Genomic DNA, 24,648 nt, shown 5'->3' on the forward strand with positions numbered 1-24,648 from the left:
GCAGGACGACGGCGTCGGTGAGGGCGGTCAGCGCGTGCCGCTGCGGTGGGCCGGCGGCGAGGTGGCCGCCGTCCGGCGTCCACCCGCGGTCGGCGGTGCGCAGCGCCGGGAGTGGTGCTCGCGGGCCGCGCCGAGCAGTTCGAGGGCCCGGTCGGGCAGCCCGACGGCCTCGGGGTGATCGGTCATCGCACCCGCTCCCACCCGCGCCGGACCGGCCGGTTGCCCAGCCTCGGGTCACGGCTGCGGTAGACGATGTAGGGCCTGGTGAGGTAGCCCAGCGGCATCGAGAACACGTGCACCAGGCGGCTGAACGGCCAGAACGCGAACAGCGCCCACGCCACGAGCGCGTGCAGCTGGAAGCCCAGCGGCGCGGCGGCCATGAGCTCCGGCTCCGGCTGGAGGTAGAAGATCGAGCGGAACCAGGGTGACACCGTGTCGCGGTAGTCGTGCGGGTGGTCGGTGAGGTTGCCCAGCACCGTCGTGCCCAGGCCGAGCACGATCGCGCCGACCAGCAGCACGTACATCACCTTGTCGTTGCGGGTGGTCGCGGAGAACACCGGGCCGACCGTGCGGCGGCGGTAGACCAGGATCGCCGCGCCCGCCAGCGTGCACAGCCCGGCCAGCACGCCGAGCACCACCGCGACGACGTGGTAGGCGGTGTCGCCGATCCCGGCCGCCTCGGTCCAGGACTTCGGCACCAGCACGCCGCCGACGTGGCCGAGCGCGACGATGAGGATGCCGAAGTGGAACAGCGGGCTGCCCAGGCGCAGCAACCGGCTCTCGTACAGCTGGGAGGACCGGGTGGTCCAGCCGAACTTGTCGTAGCGGTAGCGCCAGAAGTGCCCGACGACGAACACCGCGATGGCCACGTACGGCACGACGACCCACAGCATGATGTCGAGGGTGCTCGGCTCGGTCATCGCGGCCCTCCTCGTGGCATGTACTCCGGTGGGGCGAACGGGGCCAGGCCGACCTCTTCCTCGGGCGGCCCTTCGGCGGCCAGGCGGGCGATCGCGTCGTGCTCGTGGCGTCCCAGGGACGGCAGGGTCGCCGACACCGACTCCAGCACGTGCGCCCACGGTGAGCCCGACTCGCGCAGCCCGAGGCGGATGAGCTCCAACCCGGCGCGGTGCTCGCCCATCAGCCGCAGGCCGGTGGCCGCGTCGCCGGTGGCGGCGAACTCCAGCACCACGGCGAGGTGGTCGGGCAGCTCGCCGTCGTCGGGTTCCAGCCCGGCGGCCCGGTAGGCGTGCTTGAACCGCAGCAACGCCATGCCGCGCTTGCGGGTGTCGCCGTAGGCGAAGTAGGTGAGGTAGGGGCTGAACCGCTTGCGGTGGTCGAACGTGGCCACGTAGTCCGCGGCGAGGTCGGTGGGCGGGGTGGCGGCCATGTGGTCGAGGAACGCGCGCAGCGGCACGGCGAGCGGCGCGGGCAGGGTCCGGGTCGCGGCGCGCAGCAGCGGCAGCCGGGCGTACGACTGCTCGTCGGGGTAGCCCAGGAGCAGGGACTGGACCTGCCACGCGGTGGCGCGCTGGGCCGGGTTCACGGCTTCGGTTCCACTTCGCCCGCCGGGTCTCCCCCGCCGGGCCGGTCGCGCGGCGGGAACAACCCCTCCGGGTGCCCCTTGCCGTCCCAGTTGAGCAGGTTGACCCGGTTGCCCTTGTCGACCGGGGCGGCCAGGGTGTCGGCGGTCTGGCGGTCGCGCAGCATCCGGAAGTTCTCCACCGCGATCGGCGACGTGCCGCCCGAGCCCTCGCCGAACGGCCCGGAGCCGCCCATGCCCGGGCCGCCCTCGTAGTCCAGGCTGCACTCGGTGGCCAGCTCCTCCAGCCCGTGCGCCTGCTCGGCGTGCGCGGGCGGGATGACGTAGCGCTCGTCGTACTTCGCCAGGGCGAGCAGCCGGTACATGTCGTAGAGCTGCTCGCCGGTCATGCCGACCTTCGCCGCGATGGCCTCCTGGGGCTCTCGGCCCAGGTTGATGTCGCGCAGGTAGCTGCGCATCGCGGCCAGGCGCCGCAGCACGGCGTTCACCGGCTCGACGTCGCCGGCGGTGAACAGCTGCGCGAGGTACTCCACCGGGATGCGCAGCGCCTCGACGGCGGCGAAGAGGTTGCCGTGGTCCTCGGCGTCGTGACCGGTGTCGCGGACGACGTCCACGACCGGGGACAGCGGCGGGATGTACCAGACCATCGGCAGGGTGCGGTACTCCGGGTGCAGCGGCAGCGCCACGCGGAACTCGTTGACCAGGGCGTGGATCGGCGAGCGCTGCGCGGCCTCGACCCAGTCCGCCGGGATGCCGGCGCGGTCGGCCGCGCGGACCACGGCCGGGTCGTGCGGGTCCAGGAACACCTGCCGCTGCGCCTCGTACAGGTCCTCGTCGTCCGGTGTGGTGGCGGCCCGCAGCACCTCGTCGGCGTCGTAGAGGACCAGCCCGATGTACCGCAGGCGTCCCACGCACGTCTCCGCGCACACGGTCGGGATGCCCACCTCCACGCGCGGGAAGCAGAACGTGCACTTCTCGGCCTTGCCGGTGCGGTGGTTGAAGTACACCTTCTTGTACGGGCAGCCCGACACGCACATGCGCCAACCCCGGCAGCGGTCCTGGTCGACCAGCACGATCCCGTCCTCGGACCGCTTGTAGATCGCACCGGACGGGCACGACGCGGCGCACGACGGGTTGAGGCAGTGCTCGCAGATGCGCGGCAGGTAGAACATGAACGTCCGCTCGAACTCGAACTTCACCTTGTCCGCGATGCCCTTCAGCAACGGGTCGCGGTCGCCGTGGTCGGGCGCGCCGCCCAGGTTGTCGTCCCAGTTCGCCGACCAGGTGATCCGGGTGGGCTCGCCGCTGATCAACGACCGGGGCCGGGCGACCGGGGTGTGCTCCTGCGCGGGCGCGTCGGTGAGGTTGTCGTAGTCGTAGGTCCAGGGCTCGTAGTAGTCGTCCAGGGCGGGCATCTTCGGGTTGCTGAAGATGGTGAGCAGCTTGCGCAGCCGCCCGCCGCCCTTGAGCTTGAGCCGTCCGCGCCCGGTCAGCGCCCAGCCGCCGCGCCACCGCTCCTGGTCCTCGTAGCCACGCGGGTAGCCCTGCCCGGGACGGGTCTCGACGTTGTTGAACCAGACGTACTCGACCCCCGAGCGGTTGGTCCAGGCCTGCTTGCAGGTGACCGAGCAGGTGTGGCAGCCGATGCACTTGTCCAGGTTCATCACCATCGCCATCTGGGCCATGACGCGCATCAGTAGTCCACCTCCTGGGCGCGGCGCCGGATCACGGTGACCTCGTCGCGCTGGTTGCCGGTCGGGCCGAGGTAGTTGAACGCGAACGACAGCTGGGCGTAGCCGCCGATCAGGTGCGACGGCTTCACCAGGAGCCTGGTCAGCGAGTTGTGGATGCCGCCGCGCCGGCCGGACGTCTCGCTGCGCGGCACGTCGATCAACCGGTCCTGCGCGTGGTGCATGTAGACGGTGCCCTCGGGCATCCGGTGCGACACCACCGCCCTGGCCACGACCACGCCGTTGCGGTTGACCGCCTCGACCCAGTCGTTGTCGGACACGCCGATCCGCTCGGCGTCCTCCTTGGACACCCAGATCGTCTGACCGCCGCGGGACAGGCTGAGCATGAACAGGTTGTCCTGGTACTCGGAGTGGATGGACCACTTGGAGTGCGGCGTCAGGTAGCGCACCGCGATGCCCAGCTCGCCCCGCTCGCCGACGCGCGGTTCGTCGAACAGCGCGTGCATGTCCAGCGGCGGCCGGAAAACCGGCAACTGCTCGCCCAGCTCGGCCATCCAGTCGTGGTCGAGGTAGAAGTGCTGGCGGCCGGTGAGCGTGTGCCAGGGCTTGAGCCGCTCGACGTTGATCGTGAACGGCGAGTAGCGCCGCCCGCCGGTCTCCGACCCCGACCACTCGGGCGAGGTGATCACCGGCACCGGCGCGGCCTGCGTGTCGGCGAAGGTGATCCGCTTGCCCTCGTGCTCGGCGGCCAGGTCCGCCAGCGGTGTTCCGGTGCGCCGTTCGAGGGTGCGGAAGCCCTGGGTGGCCAGGTGCCCGTTCGTGGTGCCGGACAGCGCGAGGATCGCCTCGCAGGCGTGCACGTCCCGCACCAGCGACGGTCGGCCGTCGGCGGGGCCGCCGCGGATGGCGCCGTTGCGGTGCCGCAGGTGCTCCACCTCGTCCTCGACGTGGAAGGTGACGCCCTTGGTCGTGGCGCCGAGCGAGTCGGCCAACGGGCCGAGCGCCCCCATCTTGGCCGCGACGGCGGTGTAGTCGCGGGTGACGACGGTGAACCTGGGCATCGTGACGCCGGGGACGGGCTCGCACTCGCCCGCTTTCCAGTCCCGCACCACCCCGTGCGGTGTGGCCAGTTCGTCGGGGGTGTCGTGCAGCAGCGGTGTGGCCACGACGTCGTCGCGCACGCCCAGGTGCTTCTCGGCGAGCGTGCTGAAGGCCCGTGCGATGGTCAGGAACGCGGCCCAGTCCGTGCGGGTCTGCCAGGGCGGCGCGATGGCCGGGTTGAACGAGTGCACGAACGGGTGCATGTCGGTGGTGTTCAGGTCGTGCTTCTCGTACCAGGTGGCGGCGGGCAGCACCACGTCGGAGAAGATCGTGGTGCTGGTCATCCGGAAGTCCAGCGACAGCAGCAGGTCCAGCTTGCCGACCGGCGCCTCGTCGTGCCAGACCACGTCCCGCGGCCGGGCGTGCGGCGGTGCCTCCTCGGCGCGCAGCGAGTGGTCGGTGCCGAGCAGGTGCTTGAGGAAGTACTCGTTGCCCTTGCCCGACGAGCCGAGCAGGTTGGCGCGCCAGATGCTCAGCACGCGCGGGAAGTTGCGCGGCGAGTCCGGGTCCTCGCAGGCGAACCTCAGCCGCCCGGCCTTCAGCTCCGAGACGACGTGCTCACCCGCCGGCACGCCGGCGCGTCCGGCGTCGTCGGCCAGGTCGAGCGGGTTGCGGTCGAACGTCGGGTAGGACGGCATCCAGCCCATCCGCGCGGACTGGGCGATCACGTCGGCCGTGGTCCGGCCCGCGAACCGGCCACCCGCCCCGGCGGAGGCGAGCGCGTCGGCGCCGAACCGGTCGTAGCGGAACTGGTCGGTGTGCAGGTACCAGTACGCGGTCTGGATCATCTGCCGCGGCGGGCGCGCCCAGTCCAGGCCGAACGCGAGCTGGGACCAGCCGGTGATCGGCCGGCACTTCTCCTGCCCCACGTAGTGCGCCCAGCCGCCGCCGTTGACGCCCTGGCAGCCGGTGAGCGTGGTCAGCGCGAGGAACGCGCGGTAGATCGTGTCGGAGTGGAACCAGTGGTTGGTCCCCGCACCCATGATGATCATCGACCGGCCGCGCGACTCCTCCGCGTTGGCCGCGAACTCCCGCGCGATCCGCGCCGCGGCGCTCGCCGGGACGCCGGTGATCGTCTCCTGCCAGGCGGGCGTGCACGGCTGGGTGGCGTCGTCGTACCCGGCGGGCCAGACGCCGGGCAGGCCGTCGCGGCGCACGCCGTACTGCGCCAGCAGGAGGTCGAACACCGTCGTGACCAGGTGCCCGCCCACCCGCCGCACGGGCACGCCCCGGCGCACGGTCGACGCCGTGCCGTCCGGCGCGTCGAAGCGCGGCAGCTCCACCTCCACCGACTCGCCGCCGTGCGCCGACAGCAGCGGGTCGACGTCGCCGAGGTCGAGGTTCCACCGGCCCGCGCCCTGCTCGCCGAACCGGAAGCCGAGCGAGCCGCCCGGCACCACCGGTCGCCCGGTCGCGGAGTCGAGCAGGACCGTCTTGAACGCCGCGTGCTCGCCGCCGTCCCCGTCGGCCAGGTCGGCGGCGGTGAGGAACTTGCCCGGCCGGTGCGCGTCGCCGTGCGGGTCGAGCCGGACCAGGAACGGCAGGTCGGTGTAGCGCTTGACGTAGTCGGTGAAGTACGGGGTGGTCCGCTCGACGAAGAACTCGCGCAGGATCACGTGTCCCATCGCCATGGCCAGCGCGCCGTCCGTGCCGGGTTGGGCGGCCAGCCACTCGTCGGCGAACTTCACGTTGTCGGCGTAGTCGGGCGACACCGCGACGACCTTCTGGCCGCGGTAGCGCGCTTCGGCCATCCAGTGCGCGTCGGGGGTGCGGGTCACCGGCAGGTTCGAGCCCCACATGATCAGGTAGCCCGCGTCCCACCAATCACCCGATTCGGGGACGTCGGTCTGGTCGCCGAACACCTGCGGGCTCGCCACCGGCAGGTCGGCGTACCAGTCGTAGAAGCTGAGCATGCAGCCGCCGAGGAGCGAGACGAAGCGCGCGCCCGACGCGTGCGACACCATCGACATGGCGGGGATCGGCGAGAACCCGGCGACCCGGTCCGGGCCGTAGGCCTTGATCGTGTGCACGTGCGCGGCGGCGACCATCTCGGTCGCCTCGTCCCACGACGCGCGCACCAGGCCGCCCTTGCCGCGTGCCGCCTTGTACCGGCGGGCGCGCTCGGGGTCCTCCACGACGTCGGCCCAGGCCAGGACCGGGTCACCGGTGCGCGCTCGGGCTTCCCGGTACAGCTCCAGCAGCACGCCCCGCACGTACGGGTACCGCACGCGGGTCGGCGAGTAGGTGTACCAGGAGAACGCGGCGCCGCGCGGGCAGCCGCGCGGCTCGTACTCCGGGCGGTCCGGCCCGACCGACGGGTAGTCGGTCTGCTGCGCCTCCCAGGTGATGATCCCGTCCTTGACGTAGACCTTCCACGAGCACGACCCCGTGCAGTTCACGCCGTGGGTCGAGCGCACCACCTTGTCGTGGCTCCACCGGTCCCGGTAGAACTCGTCGGCCTGCCGGCCGCCGATCCGGTGCACCGCGCGCAGGTCCGGCGAGATGTCGGCGCGGGTGAAGAACCGGCGGGTGCGCACCAGCGCGTCGACCAGCCCGTCGTCCAGACCGCCGCCCGCGGCCGGTTCGGTCCCGGTGCTCACGCCTGCACCTCCCGGCGGCCGTTCACCCGTTGGTGGACGCGCGTGGCTCGTCGCACCGCGGTCGCGGTGAACAGCAGCGACACCAGGGCGACGACGGCCAGCGCGGCGAGGCCCAGCGCGTAGGACGACATCGCGCCGTACAGGGCGCCCATCACCAATGGCGGCACGAACCCGCCGAGGCCGCCGGCGGCCCCGACCACACCGGTGACCGAACCGACCTTGTCCGCCGGTGCGAGCAGCGCGACGAGCGCGAACACCGCGCCGCTGCCCGCGCCGAGCGCGGCGGCCATGGCCAGGAACGCGATCGTGCCCCACGGCACCAGCGCCGGGGTGAACGCCTGCGCCACCGCACCGACGGCCACCACGGCCAGGCACGTGACGAGCACCCGCACCGGCCCCAACCGGTCAGACAGCCACCCTCCCACCGGCCGCATCACCACCGCGAGCAGCACGAACCCGGCCATCCGGTCGGCCGCGTCCGCCTGCGCCAGGCCGTAGGCGGTGCCCAGGTAGGCGGGCAGGTACACGGAGAACGCGACGAACCCGCCGAACGCCACCGCGTACAACGCCGACGCCTGCCACGTGATCGGCAGCCGGGCGGTTGCCGCGAGCCGACCGCCCAGCGACCCGGTCGGCACCGTCCGCCCCGGCGCGTCCCGCAGCAGCAGGGCCGCGACGACCGCGTAGACCGCCAGCACCACCGCCGTCACCACGAACGGCGTCGCCACACCCGACCACTCGACCAGGTCGACCGTGGTCAGGGCGCTGATGGCGGTGCCGCCCATGCCCGCGCCGAAGATCCCGATCGCGAGGCCCCGCCGCTCGGGCGGGAACCACAGGTTGACGAACGGCACCCCGACCGCGAACGCCGTGCCGCCGACGCCCAGGAAGAACCCGCCGACCAGCAGCGCGGCCAGCGACGTGTTCCCGACCAGCCCGAGGAACAGCACCGGCACGATCGTCACCGCCGAAACCAGCGGGAACATCACCCGCCCGCCGAACCGGTCGGTCAGCGCGCCGACCGGTACCCGCCCGATCGACCCGACCACCACCGGGACCGCGACCAGCAACGCCTGCTGGAACGCGCTGAGCCCCAGGTCGTCCTTGAACCGCGGGCCGAGCGGGCTGAGCAGCGCCCACGCCCAGAAGTTCAGCGCGAAGCCGACCGTGGCCAGGCCGAGCATCAACCACCGCCGACCGGTCGCCGGTGGCCGGTTGCCGGTGGACCGCACTGCCCGCTGACCCATGACTGCGTCCTCGTCCGTGATCCGGTGCGCTCGGGCCATCGTCACCTGGGCCGGTGGAACCCGCATGTCGACGCCTCGGCCCGCGCGGCCGTCGAGCACCCCGGGGCCGAACACCTCGTACCGGACGCGGCCGGCGGCGGCCGTCCGACAGGTCCACCGCCACCGACGCGTACCGGCCGGGCACGAAGTCCGGCACGAGCGTGAACGACACCGCGTCGACGGGCAGAGATCGGCGCCCGCGCGGAACGGGACCTTCGAGCCTGCCGCGCGGTAACGCGCCGGGTGTGCCCGGCGACGGATCAAGGTCGTCTCGCCGGAAGGGCTGGAGCAGCATGTCGAACGCGTTCGTCTCGTACTCCCGCAAGGACTTGGAGTTCGTGCGCCGGCTGCACGCGGCCCTGGTGGAGCGCGGGCGGAGCGCGTGGGTCGACTGGGAGCGCATCCCGCCGGCGGCGGCGTGGCAGGTGGAGATCGCGCGTGCCATCGACGAGTCCGAGGCGTTCGTGTTCGTCCTCTCACCGGACGCGGTCACGTCGGAGGTGTGCCTGGCCGAGTTGGAGGTGGCGGTCGCCGCGGGCAAGCGGGTGGTCCCGGTGCTGCGCCGCGAGGTGCCCGCGCGGGACGTGCCGCCGGAGGTCGCCGGTCTGAACTGGCTGTTCCTGCGCGACGCCGACGACTTCACGACCGGTGTGGACGCGTTGGTCGACACGCTCGACCGGGACGCGGAGTGGCTGCGGTTCCACACCCGGCTGCTCACCCGGGCCGCCGAGTGGCACGAGCACCGGGGGGACGATTCGTACCTGCTCACCGGGACCGACCTGGACGGAGTGCAACGGCTGCTGGCCGCGTCGACCGAACGGCAGCCGCCGCTGACCCCGTTGCAGACGGCGTACGTGGCGGAGAGCCAGTCGGGCGCCAACGCCCGCCTCCGCCGGGAAGCGCGGGGCTTCTACCTGACCAGCTTGGGCTACGGCGCGCTCCAAGTGGTCGTCCTCTACGTGTTCGCGTTCGACCGCGTCGACGAGAAGGCCCTGCGGTTCTTCGTGCCCACCTGGGTCTTCCCCCTGGCCTTCGGCGCCTTCGGGCTGCTCATCACGCGCCCCACGCGGCTGAAGACGGCCGTCTGCGCGCTGGTGGTCGCCGCGCTGACCGCGTACGTCATGTACGTCGTCTTACCTCCGGCCTAGGTGCTTCGAGGACCGACGGACGTCGCCTGCGCACGGCCCTCCGGCGCAGGACTTCCGCGGCACCGACCAGGGCCAGACCACCGGCGGCCGCGTTCCGCGCGTTCTCCCCGAGCCGGGCCGCGAGGGCGAGGTCGCCCTTGACGAAACCGATCTCCATCCGTGCGGCGTCGGAGCGGCCCTCCGCGAGCGCCCGCTCGGCGTCCCAGGCGTTGGTTTCCGCCAGCAGGTGCGCGCACCCACATCCTGGTGGCGTACAGCAGGAGGAACAGGCCGGACCCGACCACCAGCAGAGCGACGAACGCCAGCGGTTTGTTCACCGCACCTCCCGGATCGGGGACCGGTGGCCAGCCTTCCACACGCCGACGCCCCCTCGCCCCACCGGCGAGGAGGCGTCGCGGACGTGCGCGGTCAAGTGGTGCTGCCGGCAACCGCTGTGCTGGACTTGGTGATGTGGTGGGTGACCTGCGTGCCGCTCCAGGCGTGGAACGTCAGGGTGGTGCGGCCGTGGTCGGGCTCGGCGGAGAACTCCGGCTCCGAGATCAGCGGAACGCCGTGGCGATCCGCGCCCACGACGCGCGGTACCGGGCGAGCGCGTTCGCGCGGTCGGGTAGGTGGTGACCCACTGCCACGAGTCGTGGTGCGGGTCGACCACCACGCGCAGGTCTTCGGCCGGCGACCGGTCCACGAACTCGCGGACGCGGTTCTGCCAGGCCGGGTCGCGTGTCTCGGCCCCGCCGACCGAGGGTTTCCACCGGTCAGCCGTAAGCCTTCGCCTGGAGCGCGAACAGCTCCGCGTAGAGCCCCGCACCGGCCATGAGCGCGGCGTGGTCGCCGGTCTCCACCACCCGGCCGTCGCGGACCACCACGATCAGGTCGGCCGTGCGCACGGTGGAGAACCGGTGGGACACGAAGACCGTGATGGCGCCGGTGCGCGCGGCCACCCGGCGGGCGTGCTCGGCGTGGCGCTGGAACAGCACGTGCTCCGCCTCCGGGTCCAGCGCCGACGTCGGTTCGTCGAGGACCACCAGCAACGGGGACTCGCGCATCACGGCCCGGCCGAGCGCCAGCTTCTGCCACTGGCCGCCGGACAGCTCCGCGCCGTCGGCGTAGGTCTTGCCGAGGTGGGTGCGCAGGCCGTCGGGCAGGTGGTCCACCACGCCGGTGGCGTCGGCGCGGTCCAGTGCCGCGCGGACGGCCGGCTCCGACGAGATCCTGGTCAGGTCGCCCACGCCGACCACCTGCTGGGCCGGGAACTCGTACCGGACGAAGTCCTGGAACCCCGCCGCGATCCGGGCGCGCCACCCGTCCACCGGCAGGTCGTGCAGGTCGACCCCGTCGACCAGGATGCGGCCCCCGGTCGGCCGGTAGAACCCGCAGAGCAGCTTGACCAGCGTCGACTTGCCCGCGCCGTTCTCGCCGACGACGGCGACGGTGGCGCCGGCCGGGAGGCGCAGGTCGGTCTCGCGCAGCACGGGGACGTCGGTGCCCGGGTAGGTGAAGGTCACGCCGGCGAGCGTGATCCCGTCGTGCAGCCGGTCGGGCGGCGACCGGCGGCCTGGATCCGGTCGCGCCCCGACCAGGTCGGTGACCTCGGTCAGCCGCCGGTACGCGCCCGCCATCCGCTGCAAGTCCTGCAAGAGCGTGACGGCGGTGGCGACCTGCTGGTTCACCTGGGCGGCGAGCACGATCACCAGCACGACGTCGCCGACACCGCGCCGCCCGGCGATCGCGTCACGCACCACGAGCAGCACGCCCGCGATGTAGGCCAGCGCGAAGACGACCTGCCCCACCGCGCGCAGCGCCGTCGCGGTCAGGTGTGCCCGCCACAGGCCACGCGTCGCCGCCCGCCACAGCACGTCGTGCCGGGCGCGCAGTTCGTCCCCGAGCCCGGACACCCGCAGCTCCCCGGCCACGCGCGCGGAGGTGGCCAGGTGGAACAGGTTCAGCGCGGTCCGGGTCGGCTCGGCGGTCGTTGTCCTGGCCCGGTCCAGCACCCGTTCGGCCGCGCGGCCGGCGAGCAGGGGCGGCAGGGCGGCGACGGGCAGCACCAGCAGCCAGGGGTTCTGCCGGGCCAGCAGGACCGCGGTGAGCACCACGGCCAGCAGGAGGCCGAGACCGTTGAGCAGCGCCTCGAGGCCGGCCCGGTACTGCCGGCCCTCCTGCCGCAGCACGGTCCACGTGTCGGCGTGCTCGGCCCGTTCGTGGTGCTCGATGCCGGCCGAACCGTTCGACACCTCGATCACGCGCTCGTCGAAGTCCAGCTCGGCGAGTTCGGCCAGCTCGTAGTGGGCCAGGTGGGCGAAGTGCGCGAAGGCCAGCACCATCACCGCCAGCACGGCCGCGGTCAGGCCGGCGAGCACCGCGCGACCCGTCGCGCCCGCGACGACCTCCCGGGTCATCCACCCGAGCGCGGTCGCCAGCAGCGGAGCGGCGACCGCGCCGGCCGTCATCAGGAGCACCGCCAGGGCCGTCTTGCGCGGGTTCAGCCGCCACGCCGTGGCGAGCATCGCCCCGGCGCCGGTCAGCAGGACCTTCACCCGACCCGCCCTTCCACCACGTCCACGAACCGGTCGGCCTGCAACCGGAACAGCTCGGCGTAGCGGCCGTCGCGGGCCAGCAGCTCCGCATGGCCGCCCTGCTCGGCGACCCGGCCGTGTTCGAGCACGACGATGAGGTCCGCGTGCCGCACGGTCGAGAACCGGTGGGAGATCAGCACCGTGGTCGCGCCTTCGGCGAGGGCCGCGAACCCGGCGAAGAACCCCGCCTCCGCGCGCACGTCCAGGCTCGCGGTCGGCTCGTCCAGCACGACGACCCGCGCGCCGTGGCGCAGCGCGAACAACGCCCGCGCCAACGCCACGCGCTGCCACTGGCCGCCGGACAGCTCCGCGCCGTCGGTGAGGTGCCGGGCCAACGGCGTGTCCAGCCCGCGCGGCAGGCGTGCCACGGCCGGTGCGAGCCCGACCGAGTCCACGACCTCGCGGATGCCCACCCGGTCGTCGAGGTGGGCGACCGCGCCGAGACCGACGTTGTCGGCGACCGACGCCTCGTACCGGGCGAAGTCCTGGAAGATCACGCCGAGCCTGGTCCGCCACGCGTCGAGGGGGAACTCGCGGATGTCGACGCCGTCGAGCGTGATCCGGCCCCCGGTGGGCTCGTGGAGCCGGGCCAGCAGCTTGACCAGTGTGGTCTTGCCCGCGCCGTTCACGCCGACGATCGCCGTGCAGCGGCCGACCGGGATCGTCAGGTCCAGGCGGTCGAACACCGGACGGCGGCCGGGGTAGCCGAAGCTCACCTGCTCGAACCGGATCGTGCCGACCGGCTCGGGTGCCGTCGGCCGGCGCGGTGGGCTCAACTGCTCCTCGTGGCCGTCGACGTGCTCGGCGAACCGCCGCACGGCGTCGTAGGCCCTCATGCCGATCGCGGTCGGCAGGTCCGCCTCCGGGTAGTGCTCGGCCAGCCGGAGCAGGCCCAGGGTCGCTGTCGTGACCAGGACGAACCCGGTCAGCGTCAGCTCGCCCGCGGTCGCGCCGACCACCGCGAAGACCACGCCCGTGACGGTGAGCGCCACCACCGAGAACCGGACGAACGGCCACAGGTAGATCCGGCGGCGCTCGGCCCACAGCGGTCCGAGGTAGCGGAGGTGGGTGTCGCGGAGGCGTTGCCGCAGCCAGTCGGCCAGGCCGAAGACCCGGATCTCCTTGCCCGCCGCCGCCCCGCCCGCCAGGTCGCGCAGGTAGTCGATCTCGCGCTGGTCGGCGGCGAGCCGGGACCGGGTCCGGGCGTACCGGCGCAACCCGCCGCGCTGGCCGTGGCGGAACAGCAGCACGGTGACGACCAACGCGGCCGCCGCCGGCCACGAGAACACGAGCCCCACGGCGACCGCGCAACCCGTCAGCTCGGTGTACCGCGCGATCAGCGCGAGCAGGCCGGTGGCCGCCCGGCCGGGGCTCTGCACGCCGAACTCCACCTCCCGCGCGGCGGTGCGCAGCGCGTCCAGCGCCCGCTGGTCCTCCAGCGGGCCGAGGCCGGGGCTGCGCAGCGACGCGGCCATCAGCTCGTCCACCACCCGGCCGTCGACGCGGCGCGTCACCAGCTCACCCATCGCCCGTTCCACCGGGGAGAGCACCTGCCTGGCGACGAACGCACCGGCCGCGACCGCGAACACCGCGACGAGCGAGCGCCACGCGCCCGAGTCCGGTCCCGCGTCGACGGCCGCCGGAACCCGGCCGAGCACCACCGCCGTCGCCACCGTGAACACGACCGGGAGGCACCCCAGCAGCAGTTCGACCACGACCAGTGCCGCGACCAGCGAGCGGCCCGCGCGCGGGAGCAACCGGACGATGCCCCGCCGTGCGGCGAACTGCTCCCGGGCGGTCCCGGTCCACGAGCGGAACACCGTGCCGCCCATCTACCCGGTGACCCCCGCCCGGTGGTCGGCGCAGCGGGGCAGTCCGCGTTCCACGACGACCTCGTTGAACAGCGAGAAGCGGATCGCCGGCTCCTCGGTCAGCACGCGGGTGATCGGCGTGTCGTACTTCTCCGCGATGTAGCGGTAGTTGCGCTGCGCGGACCTGGTGTTGTCGCCCTGGTCCTTGTCGTGCGGGTAGTGGATCGAGCTCGCCGCCCGGCTCACGCCGAACCGGGCGCCGTCGCGGTGCAGCCGGTAGGCCAGGTCGAGGTCCTCGCCGCCCCAGGTGCGGAACTCCTCGTCGTACGAGCCGACCGCGCGCACCTGCTCCGTGCGCGCCGACGCGTGGCAGGTCCAGTACATCAGCCACGGCGCGGGGAGGTGGCCGAAGTCGTCGGAGTACCGCTCGTAGAACGGTTCCCGCACGTCCGGCCACGACCCCGTGCGCGCCAGGGACGCGATGGTCGAGTCGACGTCGTCCACGTCCACGTGCTTGCGGATGAGCCCGGCGTCCTCGTTGTCGAGGTTGAAGCAGTACACGTAACCGTTCAGCGCCAACGGTTCCTCGGTGGCGTCGTGGGCGGCCACATGCGCGCTCAGGCTCGCGGAGTGCAGCAGCACGCCGGAGTCCACGAACACGCAGACCTCGCCGCGGGCGTGCCGGATGCCGACGTTGCGCGCCCGGGCCACCCGGTAACCCTCATCGGGCTGGTAGAAGTACCGCAGGTCGAACCGCTCCTCGAACGACCGCACCATCGTCGCCGTGTCGTCGCTGGACCCGTCGTCCACGACGACCACCTCGAACCGGTCGCGGTGCAGGTCCTGCGCGGCCAGCGAGTCCAGCGTCAACTCGAGTAATCGCCTCCGGTTGTAGGTGGGGACGATGACCGTGCAGCGCGATGAGCTACCCACGACAGGCTCTCCTCTTGGGGTCGGGGTACCGGGAGGGAGATCCGCTCTCCCGGGTGACTCCCCGCCGACGACCGCGCAAGTCTGCCGAGGGTCGCGAGCGCCGGTCAACCACGCGGACGAAGTCGCCTACACCGCTTCGGTCAGGGCCGCGGGCTGCTCGGCCTTCATCCGCGCCTGTCGGTACACCCCGCGCCGCCACACGTCCACCAGGAGGCGCCCGGCGCGGGTGTCACCGGCCGAACGCGTCCTTGACCAGGTCGACCACCGGGCCGGCCAGGTCGGCGACCACCTCGCGCACCGGGGGCACGAAGATGATCACGGCCACGAGCAGCGCCACGTACGGAGCGATGCCGCTCTTGCGCTTCGACGCCATGTCCACCCCCGGTCGCGTTGGCGGCTCCAGGATCGCACGAACGCCGCGGGGACGAGTCCGCCGGTCCGGGCTGCTCGCGGCGTGGTGCCGGTTCGGCGGTGGGTCCGGTCGGTTCGGGTGATCCGGCGGGCCGTTCGTGGACCGCACCTCGAAGGTCTCGTCGGCACGCGGCGCCGGGGCCGACGACGGACCACGCGACGCCGCCGGCCGACCCCGGTGTCACGGCACGTGTGGTCCCTGGTGCGGTGGTTGGTCGAAGTCGCCCGACCGGCGCACGGCGGTGAACACCATGAGCCCGACGATCAAGGTGACCGCGGTGATCGCGCCGACGGCCGCCCGGCACGCGTCGACGCGGTCGGAGGTCGAGCGGAGTAGTTGAGGAATCAATCAGCTTGATCAGGCGTTCGCACGTACGTGAAGAACATCGGTTTCCTGTCCTTCGGGCACTGGTCGGACACCCCGCACTCGCGGACGAGGACGGCCGCCGACGCGTTGTTGCAGGCCGTCGACTTGGCGGTGGCGGCGGAGGAGCTGGGCGCGGACGGCGCCTACTTCCGGGTGCACCACTTCGCCAGGCAGCTGACCGCGCCGTTCCCGCTGCTGGCCGCGATCGGCGCGCGGACCGAGCGCATCGAGATCGGCACCGGTGTGATCGACATGCGGTACGAGAACCCGATGTACATGGCCGAGGACGCGGGTGCCGCCGACCTCATCGCCGGTGGCAGGCTCCAGCTCGGCATCTCGCGGGGATCGCCGGAGCAGGTCATCGACGGCTGGCGGTACTTCGGCTACCGGCCCGGTGACGGCGACACCGACGCCGACATGGCCCGCAAGCACGCCGAGGTGCTGCTGAAGGTGCTGGAGGGCGGGGGCTTCGCCGAGCCCAACCCGCGCCCGATGTTCCCCAACCCGCCGGGGCTGCTGCGCCTGGAACCGCACTCGGCGGGCCTGCGCGACCGCATCTGGTGGGGCGCCGGCTCCAACGCGACCGCCGTCTGGGCGGCCGAGCGGGGCATGAACCTGATGAGCTCGACGCTGAAGAACGACGAGGGCGGTGCGCCGTTCCACGTGCAGCAGGCCGAGCAGATCCGGGCGTTCCGCAAGGCGTGGTCGGAAGCCGGGTGGTCACGCGAGCCGCGCGTCTCGGTGTCGCGCAGCATCTTCGCGCTGACCTCCGACCTGGACCGGGCCTACTTCGGCGCGGACGGCGGCAGCACGGACAAGATCGGCTACATCGACGCCGACACCAAGGCCATCTTCGGCCGCACCTACGCCGCCGAACCCGACGTCCTGGTCGAGCAACTGGCCGGGGACGAGGCCATCGCCGAAGCCGACACCCTGCTGCTGACCGTGCCCAACCAGCTCGGCGTCGACTACAACGCCCACGTGCTGGAGAGCATCCTCACCCACGTCGCCCCCGCGCTCGGCTGGCGCTGACCCGGCACCGCCCGCCGGGGACGGTCGGGTGACGTCGCGGTCCCCGGCGGCGCGGTGGGCGACCAGGCCGCGGACCTCCTCCGTGGTGCCCGCGGCGGTGAGCACGGGGTGGGAGGTCGATCCCGCGGCGAGGAGGCGTCGCATCCAGTCGGTCAGACCGGACAGCTCCCCCGCCGTCGGGATCCGACCCGCCTGGACGGCGAGGTGGACCGCACGCGGCGGTCCTCTGCGAACCGGACCCGCCCGGCGGCCGACGCGGTCCGCCCGAGGGCTTGCCGCGTCGGGTTCGTCAGTCCGGCAACACCGCGAGCACCGACTTCAGCTCCGAATCGTTCAGCACGATGCCGAACCGGTCGGCCAGCACGTCGCCGAACCGGTCGTCGTCCACCGACGACTCCTCCCGGCCGCCGTCGGCGTGGCGCAGGGTCAGCGTGCGGTTGTTCAGGTTGAGCCGCCACTGCTCGGCGATCCGCTCCAGGAACACCCGGCCCACGAACGGCGAGCGCTGGTGGGTGGAGATGAAGTGGTTCGCCACCACGGCGTCGATGCGGTGGTGCGCCTCCAGCGTGAACCGGTAGACCGGGAACCACTCGTCGCCGCGGCGCAGGTGCAGGCACCACGGCTGGGCGCGGTCGGGTTCCTCGGTCAGCCGGTACGTCCAGCCCGCCTGCTCGGACACCTCGCCGTCGGCGAACGGCACCGGGTCCAGCGGGCCGCTGTCGCCGAATCCCACGTCGGCGAGGTAGGCCGTGCCGTCCTCCAGCTCCACGCGCAAGGCCATGTGGGTCCGCGGCAACGGCTTGGGGTACTGCAGGTCCGGCCGGGCGTGCAGCCGCGTGACGCGGTAGCCCAGCCGTTCCAGCAGGGCGGCGAACAGCAGGTTGTGCTCGTAGCAGTAGCCGCCGCGCCGGCTCTCCAGCAGCTTCGCCTGCATCGCGCCGAGGTCGAGGTCGACGCCGCGGCCGAGCACCACGTCCAGGTTCTCGAACGGGATGGTCGTGACGTGCGCGCGGTGCAGCAGGCGCAGGGTTCCCGGTGTCGGATCGAGCGGCCCGGTGATCCCGAGCCGTTCCAGGTAGGTGTCGACGTCGAGTCGGTCGGACTCCCATTGGTCTTCGGCGCGCATCCCACGTCCCTTGTTCGCTCAGCGACCGAGTGACTACCGTCTGCGATCGACCATAGCGATTTTGGGGCGTTTGTGAAAAGTGTTCGTTATCGCACCGGTCCGGCGCTTCGGGAACACGCGGGTTTGATCACCGCTGTGGCCGCCTTCCGGTGTATACGCCGACCGGCCGGAACCTCAGGCCGGGCTCCCGGTACTCCTCGATCGCGTGCGCGAGCCACCCGGCGCAGCGGGCCAGCGCGAAGATCGCCTCACCGGCGTCCGGGCGCAGGTCGAACGCGTGCGCCAGGGCCGCCAGCGCCAAGTCGACGTTCGGGAAGGTGCCCGCGCCGGGCGTGACCGCGTCCACCACGGCCATGACCTCGCGGGCGTCGCCGTGCCGGCGCAACGCGGTGAACAGCGCGTCCGCCCTGGGGTCGCGCTCGCGGTAGATCCGGTGGCCGAAGCCGGGCACGCCGCCGGTGCGCTGCCGTTCGGCCAACGCGCCCAACGGGTCGTCCGCCGCATCACGCAGGAACCGGTACGCCAAGGTGCTCGCGACGCCGTGGTACTGGCCGTCCGCCGCACCCAGGCCGGCCGACACCGCGGCGTACGGGTGGGCGCGGGCACTGGCGGCCACGCGCACGGCGACCGTCGACACGGCCAGGTCGTGATCGGCCAGCAGCACCAGCGCCAGGTCGAGCAACCCGGGGTCGACGGGCCGGTCCCCGAGCTTGCCCGCCAGCCGCTGGGCGATGCGGTCACCGCCACCGGACGGGCCCGGCAGGGCGTCGGCGAGCACGGCGACCAGCCGCCGGCCGACGCGGACGACCGCCCGTTCGGACAGGTCGAACCGCAGCGGGTCGGTCGCGCCCAGCACGGCGGTGGCGACCTTGAACCGGTCCGTCGTCCGCGCCGTGTCCGGCAGGGCTGCCAGCGCGGCGCGGACCGCGTCCACGAGCGGCACATCGGTCGGGAACCGTTCGGGATCGCCGAGTTCGCCGGTCCACAGCAGCGTGGCGACCGACTCGAACCCGTGCGACGCGGCGAGGTCGGTGGCGAGGTGGCCGCGGTAGCTCAGCCGGTCGTCGTCCAGCAGGGTCAACTCGGTGCGGATCCGCTCGACCGCGCCGGACGGTTGGCGTTCGTCGCGGCCCCGGGCCACGAACTCCTCGACCTCGGCCTGCGCGAAGAAGCTCCCCCGCCGTCCCGGCAGCCGGGCGCTGCGCAGCATGCCGCGGCTGGCGTAGGCGTAGACGGTCTCGGTCTTCACGCCGAGCCGCCGCGCCACCTCGGCGGTGGTCAGGTAACGCTCGTCACTCCCGGTCGGCACGACCTGCTGCTCCTCGTCCATGTTGACTGCATCAACATTGACAATAGTTGATTGGCAAATCGACAGTGGATCCAGGTCGATGAGGAGGTTGTCATGGATGCACCGGCTGGCCTGCGCGATGTCGTGGTCACCACCACCGAACTGGGTGACGTGCGTGGCGGCGAGGGCTTCTACCACTACCGCGGCTACTCGGCGGTCGAGCTGGCCCGGACCCGGACGCTGGAGGACGTCTGGTTCCTGTTCCTGGAGGGCCGGTTGCCCGACGCGGCCGAGCGCGCCCGGTTCGCCGAGGACGTCGCCGCCCTGCGGCACGTGCCCGACGAGGTGCGCGACGTGCTGCCCGCGATCGCCCGCGCCGGCGACGGGTCCGCCCCGCTGGCGGGACTGCGCACCGCGTTGTCCCTGCTCGCCGCCGCCCGCGGCCTGCCGCCGGTGTGGGATGCGACGCCCGAGCGCCGCCGGGCCGACGCGGTGCTGGTCAGCGCGGTGACGCCAACCATCCTCGCCGCGCTGCACCGGTTGCGCGCCGGGCTGCCACCCCTGGAGCCGCGCGCCGAGCTGTCCGCGGCGGCGAACTGGCTCTACCTGGTCACCGGCGAGGTACCCGACGGGGCGCGCGTCGCCGCCGTGCAGAGCTACCTGGTCGCCACCGTCGACCACGGGTTCAACGCCTCGACGTTCACCGCGCGGGTCGTCGCGTCCACCGGGTCCGACGTCGTCTCGGCGGTCGCCGCGGCCATCGGCGCGTTCGTCGGCCCGCTGCACGGCGGCGCGCCGGACCGCGCGCTGGACAGCCTGGACGAGATCGGTTCGCCCGACCGGGTCGACGCCTGGGTGCGGGCCAAGGTGAGCTCCGGCGACCGCATCATGGGCTTCGGGCACGCCGTCTACCGCACCGAGGACCCGCGGGCCCGGATGCTGCGCGACATCGCACTCGACCTCGGCCGGCGTGGCTTCGACCCGGGGCTGGCCGAGTTCGCCACCGCGGTCGAACGCCGCGTGGTGGACGTCCTCGCCGAGCTGAAGCCGGGGCGTGAGCTGTACGCGAACGTCGAGTTCTACGCCGGAGTCGTGATGGAGCAGTGCGGCATCCCCCGGTCGATGTTCACGCCGACGTTCGCCGCGAGCCGGGTCATCGGCTGGTCGGCCAACGTGCTGGAGCAGGCCGCAGGCGGCAAGGTCATCCGCCCGGCCGCCCGCTACGTCGGCCCACCCGCCCCACGACCGCTGCCGGTGTGCGAGACGAGTCCGGTGGGGAGCTGATCCCGTTGCCCGGCCGCGCCCCCGATGGCTAGCGTTGCGCCGGGACAGGGGGGTTCGCCATGGCTTGTCACCTCGTCGCGCTGCGGTTCGGCGCGCACGACCCGCTCGGCCTCGCGCGCTTCTGGGCCGGTGTCCTGGGCTGGGAGCCGACCGACAGCCCCCAGGCCGGCATCGCGCTCCGGCCGGACGACGACACCGGGTTCCCCCTCCGGTTCGTCGCGAGCCGGGAGCCGAAGACCGGGCAGAACCAACTGCACTTCGACCTGACCAGCGCGTCCGCCGAGGACCAGCGGCGGACCGTGGCCAGGGCGTTGGACCTCGGGGCCCGGCACGTCGACATCGGCCAGAGCCCGGAGGAGACGCACGTCGTCCTCGCCGACCCCGAGGGCAACGAGTTCTGCGTGATCGCGCCGGGCAACGACTTCCTCGCCGAGTGCGGCTTTCTCGGTGCGCTGTCGTGCGACGGCTCGCGGGAGGTCGGGTACTTCTGGAGCGAGGCACTGTCCTGGCCGCTGGTCTGGGACCAGGACGAGGAAACCGCGATCCGCTCACCGCACGGCGGCCCGAAGATCACCTGGGGCGGCCCGCCGCTGCGCCCGAAAGCGGGCCGGAACCGACTGCGCTTCGACCTCGCCCCGGCTGTGCCCGGTGGCCGGCGGTCCGAGGTGGACCGGTTGGTCGCGCTCGGGGCGACCCTCGTCGGCGACGACCCCGACCGGACCGGCCTGGTGCTCCTGACCGATCCCGACGGCAACGAGTTCTCCCTCTCGCCGCAGTGACGCGACCGGCTCACTCGCGACCTCCCGGAGTGGCCGTGCGTCGCCGAGGTCGACTCGCACTACCGCTGCGGCTCGAACGCGAAGCACACCCGCACCGGCGACGACACCGTCACCGTCCCGTCGGTCACCAGCCGGGTCCGGCGGCAACAGCGCCGAGCACCCCCGCACCGACCCGGTCGTGCGGTACCCCGGAGACCGAGGCGGCCCGATTGCGACGCGTCGGTTCCCGGTCGAGCGGCGGTGCGGTCGGGCACGGCGCACCGCAACGGCATCACTTCCAGCGGCGCGAGCCGTGCCCGGTCGGACCGTCGCCAAGTCGACGCCGGTGCGCGGCCCCGCGGGACGGTGTCCTGGTCGGTCCGCACGGCAGCGAGCCGGGAGGCAGACCGGGCCGGCGCGTCACCAACGCGTGACGGTTCTCGGCCGGGCCACCGCGACCCCGTGCCGCGAAGACGAACCAGGCTGCACAACCGGTCAAGTCAGGTCATGGCGCCACCCGCACGTGCGCGCGTTCACCCTGCCGACCGACCAGGCTCAGGAACTCGACCGGGCCCGAGCTGGTGGCGCCGAACCAGTGCGGGGTCCGGGTGTCGAACTCGGCGGCTTCGCCCGGCTTGAGCAGGAGGTCGTGCTCGCCGAGGACCAGGCGCAGCGTGCCGTTGAGGACGAAGACCCAGTCGTAGCCCTCGTGGGTGCGCAAGTCCGGCCGGCGGTCGTCCTCGCCGGCGGGGAGGACGAACTTGTACGCCTGGATGCCGCCCGGTCTTCGGGTCAGGGGCAGGATGGTCGACCCGTCGTCGCACGGGATCGGGCGCAGGTTGATGCGGGGATCGCCGGTCGGTGGCGCGCCCACGAGGTCGTCGAGGGTGACGCCGTGGAACCGCGCGAGCGGGAGCAGTTGTTCCAGCGTGGGCCGGCGCAGGCCCGATTCGAGCCGGGACAGCGTGCTGGCGGAGATCCCGGTCTCGTCCGCGAGCTCGGTCAGCGTGATCTCGCGGCGCAGTCGCAGGTGCTTCAACCTGGGCCCGACGGCGTCGAGCGTGCGGTCCTGGTGGTCGTCCATGCCCAGGATTTTGCCATTCGGCAAGAGGGTTTGCGCTTGTCACTCGTTCGGGCGCACTATCGGTCGCGAGTGGACCGCAACGACGAAAGAGCAGGTCACAATGCCGGAATTCGACCAGGACTACTGGCGGCAGCACTGGCGTGAGGCCGGCGCCGACCGACAGCGGGGCGGCAGTGCGCCGAACCCGTACATCGTCGGTGAGACCGAGGGGTCGACGCCGGGCACGGCGTTGGACGCCGGGTGCGGCACCGGCGCGGAGGCCGTCTGGCTCGCGTCCCGGGGCTGGCACGTCACAGCGGCCGACATCTCCCCGGAAGCCCTCGCCCGCGCCGCCGAACGGGCCGCGAGCACCGAGGCGGCCGACCGGGTGCGGTGGGTGGAGGCGGACCTCACCACGTGGGCCCCGGACGCGCGGTTCGACCTGGTGACGACGCACTACGCCCACCCGTCGATGCCGCAGATCGCGTTCTACGACCGGATCTCCGGCTGGGTCGCGCCCGGTGGCACCCTCCTGATCGTCGGGCACCTGCACACCCCGCACGCCACCGAGCACCAGCACGGGCACGGGCACGGGCACGGGCACGGGCACCAGCCTCCCGCCGAGGCATCCGCCACCCTCGCCGACATCACCGCGATCCTGGACGACGCCGAGTGGCAGGTCGTCACCGCCGAAGAGCGCACCCGCACGGTGGAGGGCCGAGCGGCGCCGCTGCACGACGTCGTCGTTCGCGCCACGCGCCGCCGCTGAACGTCGTCCAGCGGATCACCGGCACGCCCGCCCCGGTCGGTCAGTCGTCGCCGAGGCGCAGTGATCGCAGGAACGCGACCGCCGCCCGGTGAGCCGGCCCGTCCGGCGGCACGACCTCCAGCAACGCCACCAGTTCGAGCAGCCGGTCCTTGTCCACCGCCTCGAAGTAGCGGACCAGGTACGCGTTCCACCGGCTGTCCAGGTGCAGCACCACCCCGCCGCTGCCCAGCACGTCGTCGACCACCACCGGCAGCCCGTCCTGCCGCTCGACGGTCCACGCGGGCAACGGCGCCACCAAACGCCGGAACCGGTCGACCATCCGCTCGTACTCACGCCGATCCACGACACACCCCTGACCACCGACACCGTGCGCCGCCGCTCCCGAGGCGACGGCCCGGCGGCCGGGGAAGAACCGCAGCCCGATCCTCGCACACGCGTTCGAATACATGTCAAGTGGAATGACGGCCGGGGCGGTGGGTGCCGCGGATCACGGGAGCACCGACGGGCCGGCCCGTCGACCCGGCGTGGTCCCGCACGGCGTCGACGTGCGGCACGACCCGATCGGCCGACCACCTGGGCGAGTGGGTCTACCACGTGGGCGACGGCGAACCGGTCCGGCGCTTGGTCGTCGACCCCGCCGGGCGGTGATCCGGGCCGTCCGGTGTGGACGGCACAGGGTCAGGGAGTGTCTTCGGCGGACGCGGGCCAGTCCAGGAGCTTCGCACCGAGCACGGCGACGTGCAGCGACAGCGCCTGCGCCGGGTCGTCGACGCTGTACCCGGTGAGGTCGGCGACGCGCTGGAGGCGGTAGGTGACCGTGCGGACGCCGAGGTGCAGTTGCCGGGCGCACGCGGCCGCCACCTGGCCGTTGGCGAAGTAGGCCGCCAGCGTCTCCATGAGCGGCTCGGCGCCGCCCCGCGCGCCGCGCAACGGCTGCAGGACGACCGACACCAGGTCTTCCAACGCGGCCCGGTCGCGCAACAGCACCCGGTAGACCAGCAGGTCGACGGCCTTGTGCAGGCGTCCGGGCAGGCCCAGCCGTTCGGCGATGTCCAGGGCGTACCTGGCCTGCTCGAACGAGCGCACCACGCCGCCGGGCCCCGGGTGGGCGCGGCCGAGCCCGACCCGCCAGCTGGTGTCCGGCCCCAGCGCCGCGGCCACCTGGCGCACGAACTCGTCCGGCACGTCGGTCATGGTGTCCGGGGCGACGCAGACGAGCAGGCCCTCCTTGGTGGTGACCAGCACGTCCCGCGAGTCCGGGCGCAGGTTCAGCGACGTCTCCACCGCCCGCGCCACCTCGCCGCCGTCGACCAGCGGCTGCGCGGAGCGGACCGCCGCCACCACCGTGCTGCCGGCCAGCCGCAGCCCGAACCGCTCCGCCCGTTCGGCCAACTGCCCGAGGTTGCGCCCGTCGAGCAGGTCGTCGACGAACTCCCGCCGGAACGACTCCTCCCGGCGCACCGCCCACCGCTGCGCCTCCTCGTAGCCCTCGGCGATCGCCGTGACGGCCGCGTCGGCGGCTTTGAACACCGCCTCACCCGCGGCCCGGACGGCGTCCGCGCCGGTCGCCCGCCGCACACCGGACAACGACCGCCACGCCAGCCACGTGGCGCTCAGGTGGAGGTCGATGACCCCGTGCAGCGAGATGCCCCGCTCGGCCGCGCGCGCCCCGACCTCGCGGCGGACCCGGAGCTGCTCGGGCCGGAACGACTTCCGGGTGGTGCTGATCCCGTCCAGTTCCTCCAGGTACCCGTCGAGGAGGTCGGCGGGCACGCCCTGCGCGTCGCGGCTGGCCATCTCCGCGATGCCCGTCAACGTGCTCGCCGCGGGTGCGGACGTCCTCCTGGTCGGTGGCATGGGC

General features: G+C 73.0%; 21 protein-coding genes. 5 read left to right on the forward strand and 16 right to left on the reverse strand.

Going from position 1 to position 24,648, the window contains the following annotated elements; all coding sequences use genetic code 11:
* Positions 1 to 27 precede the first annotated feature (27 nt).
* Genes FHX81_RS40290 through FHX81_RS04345 form a run of 6 tightly spaced genes read right to left on the reverse strand, consistent with a single transcriptional unit; the run spans position 28 to position 8,182 of the window.
* Positions 28 to 186, reverse strand: coding sequence for a hypothetical protein (locus FHX81_RS40290; protein ID WP_170231923.1), 159 nt, complete (start codon positions 184 to 186; stop codon positions 28 to 30).
* Complete coding sequence (gene narI / locus FHX81_RS04325) at positions 183 to 920, reverse strand: respiratory nitrate reductase subunit gamma (protein WP_141975311.1); 738 nt, start codon at positions 918 to 920, stop codon at positions 183 to 185. The genes FHX81_RS40290 and narI overlap by 4 nt, the downstream gene beginning before the upstream one ends.
* On the reverse strand, positions 917 to 1,546 hold the full coding sequence (gene narJ, locus FHX81_RS04330) for a nitrate reductase molybdenum cofactor assembly chaperone (RefSeq protein WP_141975312.1): 630 nt from the start codon (positions 1,544 to 1,546) through the stop codon (positions 917 to 919). Before narJ ends, narI begins: the two co-directional genes overlap by 4 nt.
* Positions 1,543 to 3,237 (reverse strand): nitrate reductase subunit beta, encoded by a 1,695-nt coding sequence (gene narH, locus FHX81_RS04335; RefSeq protein WP_141975313.1) that lies wholly within the window; start codon positions 3,235 to 3,237, stop codon positions 1,543 to 1,545. Before narH ends, narJ begins: the two co-directional genes overlap by 4 nt.
* Positions 3,237 to 6,935, reverse strand: a complete 3,699-nt coding sequence (locus FHX81_RS04340; RefSeq protein WP_246107623.1) for a nitrate reductase subunit alpha — start codon at positions 6,933 to 6,935, stop codon at positions 3,237 to 3,239. Before FHX81_RS04340 ends, narH begins: the two co-directional genes overlap by 1 nt.
* Positions 6,932 to 8,182: an MFS transporter gene (locus FHX81_RS04345; RefSeq protein WP_141975314.1), complete on the reverse strand. Its 1,251-nt coding sequence runs from the start codon at positions 8,180 to 8,182 to the stop codon at positions 6,932 to 6,934. The genes FHX81_RS04340 and FHX81_RS04345 overlap by 4 nt, the downstream gene beginning before the upstream one ends.
* A 332-nt stretch (positions 8,183 to 8,514) precedes the next feature.
* Between FHX81_RS04345 and FHX81_RS04350 the strand changes: the two genes are divergently transcribed.
* A complete protein-coding gene (locus FHX81_RS04350) occupies positions 8,515 to 9,369 on the forward strand; it encodes a toll/interleukin-1 receptor domain-containing protein (protein WP_141975315.1) in 855 nt (284 codons plus the stop codon).
* 408 nt (positions 9,370 to 9,777) lie between these two features.
* Here the strand turns inward: FHX81_RS04350 and FHX81_RS40295 are convergent, their stop codons facing one another.
* The 5 genes from FHX81_RS40295 to FHX81_RS40300 all read right to left on the reverse strand — a co-directional run bounded on the left by FHX81_RS40295 (position 9,778) and on the right by FHX81_RS40300 (position 15,062).
* A complete protein-coding gene (locus tag FHX81_RS40295; RefSeq protein WP_170231924.1) occupies positions 9,778 to 9,939 on the reverse strand; it encodes a hypothetical protein in 162 nt (53 codons plus the stop codon).
* Positions 9,940 to 10,124: 185 nt separating this feature from the next.
* Complete coding sequence (locus FHX81_RS04355; RefSeq protein ID WP_141975316.1) at positions 10,125 to 11,906, reverse strand: ABC transporter ATP-binding protein; 1,782 nt, start codon at positions 11,904 to 11,906, stop codon at positions 10,125 to 10,127.
* Positions 11,903 to 13,777: an ABC transporter ATP-binding protein gene (locus FHX81_RS04360; RefSeq protein WP_141975317.1), complete on the reverse strand. Its 1,875-nt coding sequence runs from the start codon at positions 13,775 to 13,777 to the stop codon at positions 11,903 to 11,905. Before FHX81_RS04360 ends, FHX81_RS04355 begins: the two co-directional genes overlap by 4 nt.
* Positions 13,778 to 14,689, reverse strand: a complete 912-nt coding sequence (locus FHX81_RS04365) for a glycosyltransferase (protein WP_141975318.1) — start codon at positions 14,687 to 14,689, stop codon at positions 13,778 to 13,780.
* Between the two features lie 229 nt (positions 14,690 to 14,918).
* Positions 14,919 to 15,062 (reverse strand): hypothetical protein, encoded by a 144-nt coding sequence (locus FHX81_RS40300; RefSeq protein ID WP_170231925.1) that lies wholly within the window; start codon positions 15,060 to 15,062, stop codon positions 14,919 to 14,921.
* 414 nt (positions 15,063 to 15,476) lie between these two features.
* Between FHX81_RS40300 and FHX81_RS04370 the strand changes: the two genes are divergently transcribed.
* Entirely contained in the window at positions 15,477 to 16,499 is a 1,023-nt protein-coding gene (locus FHX81_RS04370) for an LLM class flavin-dependent oxidoreductase (RefSeq protein ID WP_141975319.1), read from the forward strand.
* Positions 16,500 to 16,788: 289 nt separating this feature from the next.
* Here FHX81_RS04370 and FHX81_RS04375 read toward each other — a convergent pair whose 3' ends face one another.
* Both FHX81_RS04375 and FHX81_RS04380 read right to left on the reverse strand, forming a co-directional pair.
* Entirely contained in the window at positions 16,789 to 17,625 is an 837-nt protein-coding gene (locus FHX81_RS04375; protein WP_141975320.1) for an arylamine N-acetyltransferase family protein, read from the reverse strand.
* A gap of 127 nt (positions 17,626 to 17,752) precedes the next feature.
* Positions 17,753 to 18,955 (reverse strand): citrate synthase, encoded by a 1,203-nt coding sequence (locus tag FHX81_RS04380; RefSeq protein ID WP_141975321.1) that lies wholly within the window; start codon positions 18,953 to 18,955, stop codon positions 17,753 to 17,755.
* A 72-nt stretch (positions 18,956 to 19,027) separates the two neighbouring features.
* Between FHX81_RS04380 and FHX81_RS04385 the strand changes: the two genes are divergently transcribed.
* Both FHX81_RS04385 and FHX81_RS04390 read left to right on the forward strand, forming a co-directional pair.
* Positions 19,028 to 20,197, forward strand: coding sequence for a citrate/2-methylcitrate synthase (locus tag FHX81_RS04385; protein ID WP_141975322.1), 1,170 nt, complete (start codon positions 19,028 to 19,030; stop codon positions 20,195 to 20,197).
* 59 nt (positions 20,198 to 20,256) lie between these two features.
* On the forward strand, positions 20,257 to 20,976 hold the full coding sequence (locus FHX81_RS04390; protein ID WP_141975323.1) for a VOC family protein: 720 nt from the start codon (positions 20,257 to 20,259) through the stop codon (positions 20,974 to 20,976).
* 484 nt (positions 20,977 to 21,460) lie between these two features.
* Here FHX81_RS04390 and FHX81_RS04395 read toward each other — a convergent pair whose 3' ends face one another.
* Positions 21,461 to 22,039 (reverse strand): helix-turn-helix domain-containing protein, encoded by a 579-nt coding sequence (locus FHX81_RS04395; protein ID WP_141975324.1) that lies wholly within the window; start codon positions 22,037 to 22,039, stop codon positions 21,461 to 21,463.
* Between the two features lie 100 nt (positions 22,040 to 22,139).
* Here FHX81_RS04395 and FHX81_RS04400 point away from each other — a divergent pair, with 100 nt between their 5' ends.
* A complete protein-coding gene (locus tag FHX81_RS04400) occupies positions 22,140 to 22,787 on the forward strand; it encodes a class I SAM-dependent methyltransferase (RefSeq protein ID WP_141975325.1) in 648 nt (215 codons plus the stop codon).
* 40 nt (positions 22,788 to 22,827) lie between these two features.
* Here FHX81_RS04400 and FHX81_RS04405 read toward each other — a convergent pair whose 3' ends face one another.
* The gene (locus FHX81_RS04405; RefSeq protein WP_141975326.1) at positions 22,828 to 23,130 is read right to left on the reverse strand and encodes a hypothetical protein; all 303 of its coding nucleotides are present in this window, start codon (positions 23,128 to 23,130) and stop codon (positions 22,828 to 22,830) included.
* Between the two features lie 335 nt (positions 23,131 to 23,465).
* Positions 23,466 to 24,644 (reverse strand): PucR family transcriptional regulator, encoded by a 1,179-nt coding sequence (locus FHX81_RS04410; RefSeq protein ID WP_246107624.1) that lies wholly within the window; start codon positions 24,642 to 24,644, stop codon positions 23,466 to 23,468.
* Positions 24,645 to 24,648 lie beyond the last annotated feature (4 nt).

Source organism: Saccharothrix saharensis (assembly GCF_006716745.1).
GTDB classification, from domain to species: domain Bacteria; phylum Actinomycetota; class Actinomycetes; order Mycobacteriales; family Pseudonocardiaceae; genus Actinosynnema; species Actinosynnema saharense.

Coding starts and splice junctions, on each gene's coding strand:
- FHX81_RS04345 (WP_141975314.1), bottom strand. CDS start 8,182: ATGGGTCAGCGGGCAGTGCGGTCCACCGGCAACCGGCCACCGGCGACC.
- FHX81_RS04390 (WP_141975323.1), top strand. CDS start 20,257: ATGGCTTGTCACCTCGTCGCGCTGCGGTTCGGCGCGCACGACCCGCTC.
- FHX81_RS04410 (WP_246107624.1), bottom strand. CDS start 24,644: ATGCCACCGACCAGGAGGACGTCCGCACCCGCGGCGAGCACGTTGACG.
- FHX81_RS04385 (WP_141975322.1), top strand. CDS start 19,028: ATGGATGCACCGGCTGGCCTGCGCGATGTCGTGGTCACCACCACCGAA.
- narI (WP_141975311.1), bottom strand. CDS start 920: ATGACCGAGCCGAGCACCCTCGACATCATGCTGTGGGTCGTCGTGCCG.
- FHX81_RS40290 (WP_170231923.1), bottom strand. CDS start 186: ATGACCGATCACCCCGAGGCCGTCGGGCTGCCCGACCGGGCCCTCGAA.
- FHX81_RS04395 (WP_141975324.1), bottom strand. CDS start 22,039: ATGGACGACCACCAGGACCGCACGCTCGACGCCGTCGGGCCCAGGTTG.
- FHX81_RS04375 (WP_141975320.1), bottom strand. CDS start 17,625: ATGCGCGCCGAAGACCAATGGGAGTCCGACCGACTCGACGTCGACACC.
- FHX81_RS04400 (WP_141975325.1), top strand. CDS start 22,140: ATGCCGGAATTCGACCAGGACTACTGGCGGCAGCACTGGCGTGAGGCC.
- FHX81_RS40300 (WP_170231925.1), bottom strand. CDS start 15,062: ATGGCGTCGAAGCGCAAGAGCGGCATCGCTCCGTACGTGGCGCTGCTC.
- FHX81_RS04360 (WP_141975317.1), bottom strand. CDS start 13,777: ATGGGCGGCACGGTGTTCCGCTCGTGGACCGGGACCGCCCGGGAGCAG.
- FHX81_RS04350 (WP_141975315.1), top strand. CDS start 8,515: ATGTCGAACGCGTTCGTCTCGTACTCCCGCAAGGACTTGGAGTTCGTG.
- FHX81_RS04380 (WP_141975321.1), bottom strand. CDS start 18,955: ATGGACGAGGAGCAGCAGGTCGTGCCGACCGGGAGTGACGAGCGTTAC.
- narH (WP_141975313.1), bottom strand. CDS start 3,237: ATGCGCGTCATGGCCCAGATGGCGATGGTGATGAACCTGGACAAGTGC.